Below are 13399 nucleotides of genomic sequence, written 5' to 3'. Positions count from 1 at the left end.
AAACAACGCACACGAAACCCGGGCGCCATTAATGGCGCCCCTACAGGGGAACATGCCACCCGGTTTCACAGGGGGCGCATTTATGCGCCCCTGGGCAATCAACACGTACGAAACCAGGGCACCATTAATGGCGCCCCTGCGGGGACGATTGCTGCATTAATGCACCCCGGGGTAAACAAACGCGCCTTATGCTGGAGGAGAGAAGATGAACAAACCTGCCACCACGGTACGCTGGCAGCTATGGATTGTGGCGTTTGGCTTTTTTATGCAAACGCTGGATACCACCATTGTCAATACCGCGCTGCCCTCAATGGCGCGCGATCTTGGCGTCAGCCCGCTGCATATGCATTCCGTTATCGTCTCTTACGTTCTGACGGTTGCGGTGATGCTGCCGCTGAGCGGCTGGCTGGCTGACCGTTTTGGCGTGCGTAACATCTTTTTCAGCGCGATTGTGCTGTTCAGCGTCGGATCGCTGTTCTGCGCGCTGGCTGCCACGCTTAATCAGCTGGTTGTGGCGCGCGTGGTTCAGGGTATCGGTGGTGCAATGATGGTGCCGGTGGGCCGCTTAACGGTCATGAAAATTGTACCGCGTGAGCAATATATGTCCGCCATGACCTTTGTTACCCTGCCGGGCCAGATTGGCCCGCTGCTCGGTCCGGCCCTCGGCGGCGTGCTGGTTGAGTACGCCAGCTGGCACTGGATTTTCCTTATCAATATTCCGGTCGGCATTATTGGCGCTGTCGCCACGCTGATGCTGATGCCGAACTACACCATGCAGACGCGCCGGTTTGATTTTGCCGGTTTTCTGCTGCTGGCGGCCGGCATGGCGGCGCTGACGCTGGCGCTGGATGGCGGCGGCAATGGCGCGCTGCTGCCCGGCTTCCTGATTCTGACAGGCGTGCTGTCACTGCTGTTTTATCTGATGCACGGCCGCCACAATGACAACGCGCTGTTCAGCCTGCGCCTGTTTGATAACCGCCTCTATTCGATTGGTCTGCTGGGCAGCTTTACCGGGCGCATCGGCAGCGGCATGCTGCCGTTTATGACGCCGGTATTTCTGCAGGTAGGTCTGGGCTTTACGCCGTTTCACGCCGGGTTAATGATGATCCCGATGGTGCTGGGAAATATGGGCATCAAGCGGGTGGTGGTGCGCATTGTTAACCTGTTTGGCTATCGCCGCGTACTGGTGGGAAGCACGCTCGCGCTGGCGCTTGTCGTGGCGCTGTTTGCCGTGGTCGCGCTGGCTGGCTGGATCTGGCTCCTGCCGCTGGTATTACTGCTGCTCGGCATGGTCAATGCCCTGCGCTTTTCCGCTATGAATACCCTGACGCTGAAAGATCTGCCGGACGATCTCGCCTCCGGCGGCAACAGCTTACTGTCGATGATTATGCAATTGTCGATGAGTATCGGCGTCACGCTGGCGGGTCTGCTGCTCGGCGCTTTTGGCCAGCAGGCTGCCGCGGGCAGCGACATGGCGCAGCAGACGTTTGCCTGGACCTGGCTCTGTATGGTGGTCGTCATCGCCCTGCCGGCGCTGGTGTTCTGGCGGGTACCGGAAGCACTCAGTAAAAGTGTTGATCTCAGAACCAGGAGTAAAAAGTGATGGCGCGTTTCCGGCCCGGCATTGGCGCCAAACTCTTTATGGCGATTTTTGGTACCTGCATGCTGGTCATCATTACTATGCACTGGGGCGTACGGCTCAGCTTTGAGCATGGCTTTGTTGACTACATCAAAAAAGGCAACGAACAGCGGCTGACGCTGCTGAGTGATGCGCTGGCAGATCAGTATGAGCAGCACGGCAGCTGGGATTTTCTGCGCCAGAACGATCGGCTGATCTTCACCATTCTGCGCTCGCTGGAGCAGAACCCAGGCAGCCACAATCCGCTGCCGCCGCACGGCTGGCGCACGCAGTTCTGGATCATCGATCAGCAATATAAGGTGCTGTCAGGCCCGCGCGCCCCGATTCCGCCAAAAGGGCCGCGGCGTAACATCACCACCAGCAGCGGTAAAATTGTCGGCTGGGTAATTGCCTCTCCGGCGGAAAACCTGACGCGCAGCACCGACATCAATTTTGACCGGCAGCAGCGCCAGACCAACTGGATGATCGTCACACTCTCCACTCTGCTGGCGGCGCTGGTCACCTGGCTGCTGGCACGCGGCCTGCTGGCGCCGGTTAAACGACTGGTAGAGGGCACCCATCAGCTGGCTGCGGGAAAATTTGCTACCCGGGTTGAGGTGGATAGCGGTGATGAAATCGGTCAACTGGCGCGCGACTTTAATCAGCTGGCGCAGTCGCTGGAGAAAAATGAGAGTAATCGCCGCGCGTTCATGGCGGATATCTCCCATGAGCTGCGCACGCCGCTGGCGATCCTGCGTGGTGAACTGGAAGCGATTCAGGATGGCGTCCGGCAGGTCACGCCCGAGGCGATAAGTTCGCTGCAGAGTGAAGTGGTGGTACTGACCAAGCTGGTGGATGACCTGCATCAGCTTTCGCTCTCCGATGCGGGCGCCCTCGCCTACCGTAAACAGCCGCTGGATCTGGTTAACTTGCTGGAGGTGATCGCCGGCAGCTTTGCCGGACGCTATCGCACGCACCAGCTGACGCTGCAGCTGCAGCTGCCTGCTGAAGCCAGCAGCTTTGGCGATCCTGACCGCCTGATGCAGCTGTTTACGAATCTGCTGGAAAACAGCCTGCGCTATACCCATCCCGGCGGCGAAGTCCGCATCACCATGCGGCAGCAGGAGAATCAGTGGCTGCTCTGTATTGATGACAGCGCGCCTGGCGTAGCGGCGGCGCAGCGGGCGCAGCTGTTTGAGCGTTTTTTCCGTGCGGAAAACTCCCGCAATCGTGCCAGCGGAGGGTCCGGCCTGGGACTGGCTATCTGTAAAAATATCGTCGAGGCGCACGGCGGCACGATTTCTGCGGAGCACTCTGATTTAGGTGGCGTGCAAATCAGGCTAAACTTGCCCTATGTTCCCCAGTAGAAAGCCCGTATGAGCCCGGAAAATAGCGATCCACTAATTCTTGTTGTTGAAGATGAACCCAAACTGGCGCAGCTGATGATCGATTATCTGCAGGCGTCAAACTACCGCACGCACCATATTGCTAATGGCGGCGAGGTACAGGCCTGGCTGCAGCACACTACGCCAGCGCTGATGCTGCTCGATCTGATGCTGCCGGGCTGCGACGGCATGACGCTGTGCCGCGAGATACGCCGCCACTCCGATCTGCCGATTATTATGGTCACCGCCCGTACCGAAGAGATTGATCGCCTGCTGGGGCTGGAAACCGGCGCGGATGACTATATCTGTAAGCCATTCAGCCCGCGCGAAGTGGTGGCGCGGGTGAAAACCATTCTGCGCCGCGCGCGTAAATCGCCGGAAGAGACGCAGCAGGCGTCGCTGCTGCTGATTGATGAGGGCCGCTTTCAGGCCAGCTGGCGTACTGCGCCGCTGGAGCTGACGCCGGCGGAGTTCCGCCTGCTGAAAACATTGTCGCTGGAGCCAGGCAAAGTCTTTTCCCGCGAGCAGCTGCTCAATCAGCTTTATGATGATTACCGCGTGGTAACTGACCGTACCATAGACAGCCATATCAAGAATCTGCGCCGCAAGCTTGAGGCGCTGGATGCCGATCAGCCGTTTATTCGTGCGGTATATGGCATCGGCTATCGCTGGGAAGCGGATATGTGCCGGCTGGCATAGCCTGTTATTGATCCCGATCAATTTACTTCACTCCGCACCCTGCCTACAATTTCCGCCTCTTTTGCAGAGCCGCACGCCGCGGCTTCTGCTGTGGCCATCCGCGATGGTCAGCTGACCTGACATCAGTGAGTCTTCCATGTTTAAACCTGAACTGCTCTCCCCGGCGGGAACGCTGAAAAATATGCGCTACGCCTTTGCCTACGGCGCTGACGCCGTTTATGCCGGCCAGCCGCGCTATAGTCTGCGCGTCCGCAATAATGAATTTACGCATGACAATCTGGCACAGGGGATCGCCGAAGCGCACGCGCTGGGTAAAAAGTTCTATGTGGTGGTCAATATCGCGCCGCATAACGCCAAACTGAAAACCTTTATTCGCGACCTTACACCGGTGGTGGCGATGCAGCCCGACGCGCTGATCATGTCCGATCCGGGACTGATTATGCTGGTGCGCGAGGCGTTTCCGGCGATGCCGATCCACCTTTCCGTGCAGGCCAACGCCGTCAACTGGGCCACGGTGAAATTCTGGCAGCAGATGGGGCTGACGCGCGTCATTCTGTCACGCGAGCTGTCGCTGGAGGAGATTGCGGAGATCCGCACGCAGGTGCCGGAGATGGAGCTGGAGATTTTTGTCCACGGCGCGCTCTGCATGGCCTACTCCGGTCGCTGCCTGCTCTCCGGCTATCTCAACAAGCGCGATCCAAACCAGGGCACCTGTACCAACGCCTGCCGCTGGTCGTATAAGGTCTCAGAAGGCCAGCAGGATGAGGTCGGCAATATTACCGGTATCCATGAACCGGCAGAGCAGCAGGCTCCCGTGCCCGGCCACAACGCGCCAACCGACCGGCTGTTTCTGCTGGAAGAGAAGATGAAACCGGGCGAGGTGATGAGCGCGTTTGAAGATGAGCACGGTACCTACATCATGAACTCAAAAGATTTGCGTGCGGTGGCGCATGTGGAACGGCTGAGCGCAATGGGCATTCATTCGCTGAAAATTGAAGGGCGTACCAAATCGTTCTACTACTGCGCGCGCACCGCGCAGGTCTATCGCCGCGCGATTGACGACGCCGCAGCGGGTAAACCTTTTGATACCTCATTGCTCGCCACGCTGGAAGGTCTGGCGCATCGTGGCTATACCGAGGGTTTCCTGCGGCGTCACACCCACGACAGCTACCAGAACTATGAGCAGGGCTTTTCCGTTTCTGAACGTCAGCAGTTTGTGGGCGAATTTACCGGCGAGCGGCGCGGCGACCGGGCGCAGATTGCGGTGAAAAACAAATTCCTGCAGGGCGATGTGGCAGAGATCATGACGCCGCAGGGCAACCTGACCTGCACGCTGGAGGCGATGGAAAACGATCGCGGCGAGGCGGTCACCGTCGCTCCTGGCGACGGTCATCGGGTCTGGATCCCGGTGCCGGCAGAGGTGGATCTCCGCTTTGCGCTGCTGCTGCGCAACCTCACTGAAGGCAATACTACCAGCGATCCGCACGGCAAAAATCGCACAAAATGAAAAAAAGGCGGCGAAGTTAGAACAGGATCACAGACGGTTACAGCGCCGCGCTTTAGAATCCCGCCTGCTGCTAATGAGTAACAATATCCAGCGTGCACGACCAGGAACCACCTCATTTACCCGCCCGGCTCCCCCGCGCGGGTTTTCTTTTTTCAGCGCCTGCCGATAAAGTTCCCGCCGCAGCTATGCTATAACCACATCCCTGTCTCACGTTTCAAGGAACTGAAGATGCACACTACACCGCTCACGCTGCTGATCCTGAATGGAAAAGGCGCCGGCAATGAAGATCTGCGCGCGGCCGTTAATACGCTGCGCGAAGAGGGCTTTAATCTGGCCGTGCGCGTCACCTGGGAAAAAGGTGATGGCGATCGCTATGTACAGGAAGCGGTTGCTCTGCAGGCGGAAACCGTTGTTGCAGGCGGCGGCGACGGCACCATAAATGAGATTGCCACCGCGCTGGCCGCTATACCCGAGGCCTCACGTCCGGTACTCGGCATTCTGCCGCTCGGCACCGCCAACGATTTTGCCACCAGCGTGGGCATTCCGGCGGAGATGGAGCCGGCGCTGCGCCTTGCCGTGGTGGGTAAAGCCACCGCTATCGATCTGGCGCGGGTGAATGGCGACCGCTACTTTATCAATATGGCGACCGGCGGCTTTGGTACGCGTATTACCACCGAAACGCCGGAGAAACTGAAATCCGCGCTGGGTGGCGTCTCCTACTTTATTCACGGCCTGATGCGCGTGGATGCGCTCAAACCTGACAGCTGTGAAATCAGCGGGCCTGGCTTCAGCTGGCAGGGTGATGCGCTGGTTATCGGTATCGGTAACGGTCGTCAGGCGGGTGGCGGGCAGCGCCTCTGCCCCGATGCGCTGATCAACGATGGTCAGCTTAACCTCAGCATTGTTACCGCGCAGGAGCTGCTGCCAACGCTGCTGCATTCGCTGACGCGCGATGATGAGAACCCCAATATTGTGTCGGCTCAGCTCGACTCGCTGACTATTCGTTCGCCGCATGAGATGACGTTTAATCTGGACGGTGAGCCGCTGAGCGGCAGCGAGTTTACTATTGACGTGCTGCCAGGCGCGCTCAGCTGTCGCCTGCCGCCACAGTGCGCGCTGCTGGCCTGACGCCGCACGCATCGCCGGGTGCGCATTGATGCGCACCGGGTGGTTTGCCGGGCAAAACGGCTTAACCTTCCGCGTTACACCTTCATCCAGCGCCGCTCGGTGGCCGAAATTGCGATGGCTTCCAGCACTTTCTGTACCTGTAACCCTTCGGCAAAGTCTGGCCACATGCGATCGCCTGCCGCAATGCCGTTGATCAGATCGCGGATCTCCACGGTTTTCTGATCGTTAAACCCGATACCGTGCCCGGCGGAGACGCAGAAGCTGGCGTAGTCGGGATGCGCCGGTCCGGTGAGCAGCGTTTTAAAGCCCTGCCGTCCGGCTGGTTCGTCGTGGATATAGAGCGCCAGCTCGGCCATACGCTCCTGGGTATAGCGCAGCGTACCCCGGGTGCCGGTGACCACATAGGTCAGCCCCATCTTGCTGCCACAGGCAATACGTGAAGTCTCAATCACGCCGTGCGCGCCATTGCTAAAGCGCAGCAGCGCGCTGGCTGATCCTCATTCTCTACCGGCAGCAGACGCGCAGGATTTTTAGGGTCGGGGCGTTGCGCGATTACCGTCATCATGTCGCCACTGACCTCCTCAATGTCACCCACCAGATAGTGCGCCATATTGACGATGTGCGCGGCCAGATCGCCGAGTGCGCCCAGCCCTGCCAGTTTTTTCTGACAGTGCCAGTCCAGCGGCGTCTGCGGGCTGGCGAGGTAATCTTCATTATGCGTGCCGTAAAAGTGCACCACTTCACCAATCTCGCCGCGCGCGATGATCTCCCGCGCCAGCTGGCTGGTCGGATTTTTCATGTAATTAAAACCCACCAGCGTTTTTACACCCGCCCGCTCTGCCGCCTGCACCATCTCCTCTGCATCCGCCACGCTCAGCGACAGCGGCTTTTCCGAGTAGACATGTTTGCCGTGGCGGATCGCCTCCAGCGCCATCTCTTTATGCAGGAAGTTGGGCGCGCAGATATCGACAACGTCGATCTGCGGATCGCTGACCAGCTCGCGCCAGTCGCCAGTGGAGCGGGCGAAGCCAAACGTGGCCGCCTGCTTTGCCGCCAGTGCCGGATCGACTTCAGCCAGCATCTCCCGCACGATCTCACCTTTCAGGGCAAACACCGTGGGCGCCTGCGCATAGGCGATAGCGTGACACCGCCCGATATATCCGCTGCCGATCATTCCGATTCTGACTCTGTTCATGCTGCACCCGTGAAAAGTGGAGGAGGTTTCGCGGAATATATGTTTCATTTTTTAGCGCCACAATGGCGAAATGAAATATCTGTGATCATTGATGTGGAGCACACGACAAAATCAACAAATCCCGCTGTAATTTTGCAGTACTTTGGTGATATTCCTCACATTAAGTCAGGCAGTGGCGGTTTATTCAGCAGTCAGTAAAAATTTTGCAAAAGGGCTTTGACACGCAGCAGGCTGCCCGATATTATGCGCCCCGTTCCACACAATTCCTCTGTAGTTCAGTCGGTAGAACGGCGGACTGTTAATCCGTATGTCACTGGTTCGAGTCCAGTCAGAGGAGCCAGATTCTTAAAAAGAGCAGCCTGTAAGGCTGCTTTTTTTATGCCTGCGTGTTATCCGCCCTACCACCAGTGATGAAAGTGGTGCACCGGCCCGATGCCCTTTCCTGCCTCCAGCGAATCGGCCTGCAGTAGCGCCTGCTGCAGCCAGCCTTTTGCCGCCGTCACCGTATCAGCCCAGCTCTCATGACGCGGCCGCAGCGCTGCCAGCGCCGCCGAGAGGGTACAGCCAGTGCCGTGAGTATGGCGCGTCGCTACGCGCGGGGCCGTAAAGCGGAAACGTCCGCTGCGGGTAATCAGCCAGTCCGGGCTTTCCGCATCCTCCAGATGTCCTCCTTTCATCAGCACCGCGGCACAGCCGAGATCGAGCAGCCCCTCCCCCTGCTGCTGCATGGCGCGCTCATCGCGGGCAGGTGTTGTTTCCAGCAGCGCCGCGGCTTCCGGAAGATTAGGCGTGATCAGCGAAGCCTGCGGCAGCAGCCGCTCACGCATCGCCGCCACCGCCTCTGGCGCCAGCAGCGCATCGCCGCTTTTGGCAATCATTACCGTATCCAGCACTACAAACGGCAGCCGCGCGCGCGCCAGTTTCTCTGCCACCACCTCTACAATAGCGCTCTCTGCCAGCATGCCGATTTTTGCCGTATCGATACGAATATCGCTCAGCACCGAATCCAGCTGGGCGGCGACAAACGCCGGTGAAATGTAACAGACCGACTGTACGCCACAGGTGTTTTGCGCCACCAGCGCGGTAATAACGCTGGTGCCGTAGGCGCTGAGCGCGGAAAAGGTTTTGAGATCGGCCTGAATACCCGCGCCGCCGCTGGGATCGGTACCGGCAATAGTCAGGGCATTTATACGGGGCAAGCCGCGCGGTAAAACAGAGGAAGGGTGGGTCATCATAGCGCTCCTGTCAGGCGTACAGGAAGGCGAATGCGCGCAGGCATCTGACTTCCCTACGCTGGCATTATCCAGATCAGGTAATACGGGTATTTCTCAGCCTTCACAAAGAAGGGCACCCCGAGTCATGGTGTCTGTTACGACACACCGGCAGCTTAGGGGAAGCGATCGCCCGAAGCAAGCCGCAGAGAGCAGAAAGCTTGATCTGCGCGGTAGCAGAAGCAGACAGACCGCTGGAGTGACCAGTTTATTGATACAGCGCAAGCCGCGACAACGCGGCAGCATGCTTAATCTGCTGCCGGATCACCCTGCCGGATATCACCATGCTTAACCTGCTGCGCCATCTTATTCCGCACGCTCACCGCTGGCATCAGATTACCATCAGCCGCCACGGCGTTCTGAATCCTGCCGGACGTTACTGTCAGGCTACCTTTATCACCGCGCGCTGTCGCAGCTGTGGTGTACAGCTGCATAAGCTCTACTACCGCGACCTCAGCGATAGCGAAGCGCGCCGCTGGCTCGGCTGATTTAGCGCAAAAAAAGCCCCGCAGCAAGGTGCGGGGCGCGGGCCGGACAGCGAGATTTACTGTGCTGGCTGGGTGCGGATCAGATAATCAAAGGCGCTGAGTGACGCTTTAGCGCCCTCGCCGCTGGCGATGATAATCTGCTTATACGGCACAGTGGTGCAGTCGCCGGCGGCAAATACGCCTTTCAGGCTGGTTTCGCACTTCGCATCGATAATCACTTCACCCATGCGGTTGCGCTCTACCGCGCCTTCAAGGAAGCCGGTATTAGGCAGCAGACCAATCTGAACAAAGATGCCGCTCAGCGCCAGCTCGTGCGTAGTCTGGGTGGTGCGATCCAGATACGCCAGCCCGGTGACTTTGCTGCCGTCGCCTTTAACTTCGGTGGTCTGGGCGTTAAGGATCACGTCGACGTTTTTCAGGCTGCGCAGTTTATCCTGCAGCACTTTGTCAGCGCGCATTTCGCCGGCAAACTCCAGCAGCGTAACGTGCTCAACAATACCGGCCAGATCGATGGCCGCTTCCACGCCGGAGTTACCGCCGCCGATAACCGCGGTGCGCTTGCCTTTAAACAGCGGGCCGTCGCAGTGCGGGCAATAGGTCACGCCTTTGGTGCGATACTGATCTTCGCCCGGTACGCCCATGTTGCGCCAGCGCGCGCCGGTGGCGATGATGATGCTGCGTGATTTCAGCACCGCGCCGGAAGCGGTTTCAATGGCGTGCAATCCCCCTTCCTGCGCGGCGGGAATCAGTTTAATGGCGCTCTGTGTGTCAATCACATCTACCGCGTAATCATCGACGTGCGCGCGCAGTGAACCCGCCAGCTTCGCCCCTTCTGTTTTTGGTATCGAGATGTAGTTTTCAATATCTACTGTATCCAGTACCTGACCACCAAAACGCTCGCCCATCAGGCCGGTGCGAATACCTTTACGCGCGGAGTAGATAGCCGCTGCGGCGCCTGCCGGACCGCTGCCGATAATCAGGACTTCATAAGCGTCACGCTTATTCAGCTCTTCTGCCGCACGCTTGTCAGCGTTGGTATCAACTTTTCCGACGATTTCGGCCAGGCTCATGCGGCCCTGTCCAAACTCTTTGCCGTTCAGATAGACGGCCGGCACGCCCATGACGTTGCGCTCGGTAATTTCATTCTGGAACACGCCACCATCAATGGCGGTGTGGCTGATACGCGGATTCAGTACCGCCATCAGGTTCAGCGCCTGCACCACATCCGGGCAGTTATGGCAGGAGAGCGAGTAGTAGGTTTCAAAGTGCAGATCGGTATCAAGTGACATCACCTGATCCAGCAGACTCTGCGCCTCTTTAGAGGGGTGTCCACCGGTCTGGAGTAGCGCCAGCACCAGTGACGTAAATTCATGACCCATCGGCGAGCCGGCAAAGCGCGGACCGCTCTGACTGCCTGGGTTGGTGATCAGAAACGACGGTTTGCGTACCGGACGATCGTTCTCTTCACGGAAGCTGACTTTGTCAGAGAGCGCGGCAATATCTGCTAACAGCGTACGGATCTCAGCAGATTTGGTGCCCTCATCCAGGGTAGCAATCAACTCAACCGGTTTCGTTAGTTTCTCAAGGTAAGCCTTAAGCTGGGTTTTTAAATTGGTGTCGAGCATAGTGAGTTCCTGTGAAGAAAATCGGGTGCCGCAGCACCCGATAAAAAAGAGACCGAATGGCGTCAGGTAACTTAGATTTTACCGACCAGATCCAGTGACGGAGCCAGCGTGGCGTCGCCCTCTTTCCATTTAGCCGGGCAGACTTCGCCTGGGTGTGAAGCCACGTACTGTGCAGCTTTCACTTTGCGCAGCAGGTCAGAAGCGTCGCGGCCAATGCCTTCAGCGGTGATTTCGATCGCCTGGATGATGCCTTCCGGGTCAACGATGAACGTACCGCGATCGGCCAGACCTTCTGCCTCACGCATAATTTCAAAGTTGCGGGTCAGCGCGCCGGTTGGATCGCCGATCATGGCATACTGAATCTTGCCGATGGTCTCGGAAGAACCGTGCCAGGCTTTGTGGGTAAAGTGCGTGTCAGTAGAAACGGAGTAGATATCTACGCCCAGTTTCTGGAACTCTTCGTAGTGGTCTGCAACGTCACCCAGTTCGGTCGGGCATACGAAGGTGAAGTCAGCCGGGTAGAAGAAGAAAACACTCCATTTACCTTCAACGTCTTTCTCGGTTACGTCGATGAATTCGCCGTTTTTGAACGCTGCGTTTTTGAACGGTTTAATTTTGGTGTTAATGATTGACATAGTGACCTCCGTTAAAAAGATGTGATGCAGGCTACAGTTTTTTCAGGCCAGGTGCTAATACGCAGACGTTATCACTCAGATAAACAAAAGCTATCAATGCAGCGAGACCAGATCCGGTGCGGCTTGCCGCGGCATTCTACACAGAAAAGCGGCGGCGATAACAGGCTTTCTCAGAATGCGGCAAAACTGCTATTTTTTTTACAGGCTGGTACGTATGACCGCGTGCCATAAGCGATGCTTGCGATTCAGGAGACCCCGTACGTGAATATCCGATCTTTTCAGGAGAGCGATCGCCCGTTTCTGCGCACGCTGTTTCTCGCCGCGCGCCGGCAAAGCTGGACGTGGCTTAACGGTGATGCGTGGCAGCTGGAGGATTTTGATGCGGTGATCCTGGGTGAAACGGTGCTGGTAGCGGAGATCGGCGGCGAACGCGCGGGTTTTGCCGGCATTCTCGATAACGACAATTTTCTGCACAGCCTCTATGTTGACCCGGCGTATCAGGGTCAGGGTGTGGGCAGCGCGCTGCTACAGCAGGTTACAGCACGCTTTACCTCAACCGGCGCGCTGAAATGTCTGGCTGCGAATCGGGCCGCGCTGGCGTTCTACCAGCATCACGGCTGGCAGCGCGTCGCCAGCGGCGAAGGCGAACAGGGTACCTATGTGCTGATGCACTATCCGCTGGCGGGGCGCGCCAGCGAAACGGCGTGAGTTATACCGCCCGAAAGGCGATGTCGCCCGGGATCACCTCGCCCTGCCAGTAAAGCTGAGCGGCTACGCGTCCCGCCAGCTGGCGATAGAGGGCGGTAAACTCGCTCTCTGGCCGGCGGATCACCGTAGGTGTCCCGTCATCCAGGTCTTCCCGCAGGTGAATATGCAGCGGCAGCTGTGCCAGCAGGCGAGTGTGGTAATCCTGTACCAGCCGCTCAGCGCCGCCGGTGCCGAAAACAGGCTCATGATGGCCACACTCACTGCAGATATGCATGCTCATGTTCTCCACCACCCCCAGCACCGGCACCGCCACTTTTTCAAACATCACGATGCCTTTGCGCGCGTCCAGCAGCGCAATATCCTGCGGCGTGGTCACCACCACTGCGCCGGTGACCGGTACGCTCTGCGCCAGCGTCAGCTGGATATCGCCGGTGCCGGGCGGCATATCGAGAACCAGATAGTCGAGGTCGGGCCACAGCGTCTCGTTGAGCAGCTGCAGCAGCGCCTTGCTCGCCATCGGTCCGCGCCACACCATCGCATTATCGTCCGTAACCAGATAGCCAATTGAGTTGGTCGCGAGCCCGTGCGCCATAATCGGTGCCATGTGCGTGCCGTCAGGCGATGTCGGACGCTCCGCTTCCGTTCCCAGCATATTCGGAATGGAGGGACCGTAAATATCCGCATCCAGCAGCCCCACGCGCGCCCCTTCGGCGGCCAGCGCCAGCGCCATGTTAACCGCCGTACTCGACTTGCCGACGCCGCCTTTGCCGGAGCTGACCGCAATGATATTTTTCACGCCGTTCACGCCCGGCTGATTTTTTACCCGCTTCAGGGTGGCGATATCGTGACGCAGACGCCAGTCGATGGCGCGCGCCTGCGTCAGCCGCAGCAGCTCCGCGCTGACCTGCGCTTTGAGATCCTCAAACGCGCTGCGCCAGATAAACGGCATAACCAGCTCGATATGCAGTTTTTCATCCAGCAGCGCCACGTGCCGCAGCGCTTTCAGCGTAGTGAGATTCTGCTGCAGCGTAGGGTGCGTAAATGCGCTCAGCACGCCGCTGACCACGGCACGCAACGCTTCAGGTGAATGATAATCCCGGGATTGTGTGCTCATCCCCTCTCCTTATTTCATCATGACGC

11 protein-coding genes, 1 tRNA gene, 1 pseudogene and 1 riboswitch are annotated in these 13399 nt (G+C 58.4%); of the genes and pseudogenes, 8 read left to right on the top strand and 5 right to left on the bottom strand.

All coding sequences use genetic code 11. The annotated features are described in order from the left end of the window. Positions 1 to 205: 205 nt before the first annotated feature. From mdtD to yegS, 5 genes are all read left to right on the top strand, one after another. Positions 206 to 1603: a multidrug transporter subunit MdtD gene (gene mdtD, locus HA43_RS13255; protein ID WP_094111874.1), complete on the top strand. Its 1398-nt coding sequence runs from the start codon at positions 206 to 208 to the stop codon at positions 1601 to 1603. Next, on the top strand, positions 1603 to 2985 hold the full coding sequence (gene baeS / locus HA43_RS13250; RefSeq protein WP_039385410.1) for an envelope stress sensor histidine kinase BaeS: 1383 nt from the start codon (positions 1603 to 1605) through the stop codon (positions 2983 to 2985). Before mdtD ends, baeS begins: the two co-directional genes overlap by 1 nt. A gap of 9 nt (positions 2986 to 2994) precedes the next feature. Beyond that, complete coding sequence (gene baeR / locus HA43_RS13245) at positions 2995 to 3702, top strand: envelope stress response regulator BaeR (RefSeq protein ID WP_039385412.1); 708 nt, start codon at positions 2995 to 2997, stop codon at positions 3700 to 3702. A 136-nt stretch (positions 3703 to 3838) separates the two neighbouring features. Beyond that, positions 3839 to 5209 carry a prephenate-dependent tRNA uridine(34) hydroxylase TrhP gene (gene trhP / locus HA43_RS13240; RefSeq protein WP_039385414.1) on the top strand — a complete coding sequence of 457 codons (1371 nt, stop codon included), beginning with the start codon at positions 3839 to 3841 and terminating at the stop codon, positions 5207 to 5209. A gap of 228 nt (positions 5210 to 5437) precedes the next feature. Then, a complete protein-coding gene (gene yegS, locus HA43_RS13235; RefSeq protein ID WP_094111873.1) occupies positions 5438 to 6337 on the top strand; it encodes a lipid kinase YegS in 900 nt (299 codons plus the stop codon). A 74-nt stretch (positions 6338 to 6411) separates the two neighbouring features. Here yegS and HA43_RS13230 read toward each other — a convergent pair. Further along, positions 6412 to 7532 (bottom strand): annotated as a pseudogene (locus HA43_RS13230) (Gfo/Idh/MocA family protein). A gap of 264 nt (positions 7533 to 7796) precedes the next feature. Here HA43_RS13230 and HA43_RS13225 point away from each other — a divergent pair. After that, positions 7797 to 7872, top strand: a tRNA-Asn gene (locus HA43_RS13225). 58 nt (positions 7873 to 7930) lie between these two features. On the opposite strand, the gene thiD is transcribed toward HA43_RS13225, so the two are convergent. Beyond that, positions 7931 to 8731: a bifunctional hydroxymethylpyrimidine kinase/phosphomethylpyrimidine kinase gene (gene thiD / locus HA43_RS13220; RefSeq protein WP_094111876.1), complete on the bottom strand. Its 801-nt coding sequence runs from the start codon at positions 8729 to 8731 to the stop codon at positions 7931 to 7933. Positions 8732 to 8800: 69 nt separating this feature from the next. Then, positions 8801 to 8897, bottom strand: a riboswitch (TPP riboswitch). A gap of 190 nt (positions 8898 to 9087) precedes the next feature. Between thiD and HA43_RS13215 the strand changes: the two genes are divergently transcribed. Beyond that, a complete protein-coding gene (locus tag HA43_RS13215; RefSeq protein WP_104085202.1) occupies positions 9088 to 9291 on the top strand; it encodes a hypothetical protein in 204 nt (67 codons plus the stop codon). 56 nt (positions 9292 to 9347) lie between these two features. On the opposite strand, the gene ahpF is transcribed toward HA43_RS13215, so the two are convergent. Continuing rightward, the gene (gene ahpF / locus HA43_RS13210; RefSeq protein ID WP_094111872.1) at positions 9348 to 10916 is read right to left on the bottom strand and encodes an alkyl hydroperoxide reductase subunit F; all 1569 of its coding nucleotides are present in this window, start codon (positions 10914 to 10916) and stop codon (positions 9348 to 9350) included. 71 nt (positions 10917 to 10987) lie between these two features. After that, a complete protein-coding gene (gene ahpC / locus HA43_RS13205) occupies positions 10988 to 11551 on the bottom strand; it encodes an alkyl hydroperoxide reductase subunit C (RefSeq protein WP_039385421.1) in 564 nt (187 codons plus the stop codon). Between the two features lie 261 nt (positions 11552 to 11812). Here ahpC and HA43_RS13200 point away from each other — a divergent pair, with 261 nt between their 5' ends. Further along, positions 11813 to 12259: a GNAT family N-acetyltransferase gene (locus tag HA43_RS13200; protein ID WP_094111875.1), complete on the top strand. Its 447-nt coding sequence runs from the start codon at positions 11813 to 11815 to the stop codon at positions 12257 to 12259. A gap of 1 nt (position 12260) precedes the next feature. On the opposite strand, the gene apbC is transcribed toward HA43_RS13200, so the two are convergent. Beyond that, positions 12261 to 13373: an iron-sulfur cluster carrier protein ApbC gene (apbC, locus tag HA43_RS13195; RefSeq protein WP_094111871.1), complete on the bottom strand. Its 1113-nt coding sequence runs from the start codon at positions 13371 to 13373 to the stop codon at positions 12261 to 12263. Between the last annotated feature and the right edge of the window lie 26 nt (positions 13374 to 13399).

Source organism: Pantoea eucrina, assembly GCF_002095385.1.
Classification (GTDB): Bacteria; Pseudomonadota; Gammaproteobacteria; order Enterobacterales; family Enterobacteriaceae; genus Pantoea; species Pantoea eucrina.
Note: the sequence above shows the minus strand (reverse complement) of the source record. Positions and strands in the feature narration are given on the sequence as shown.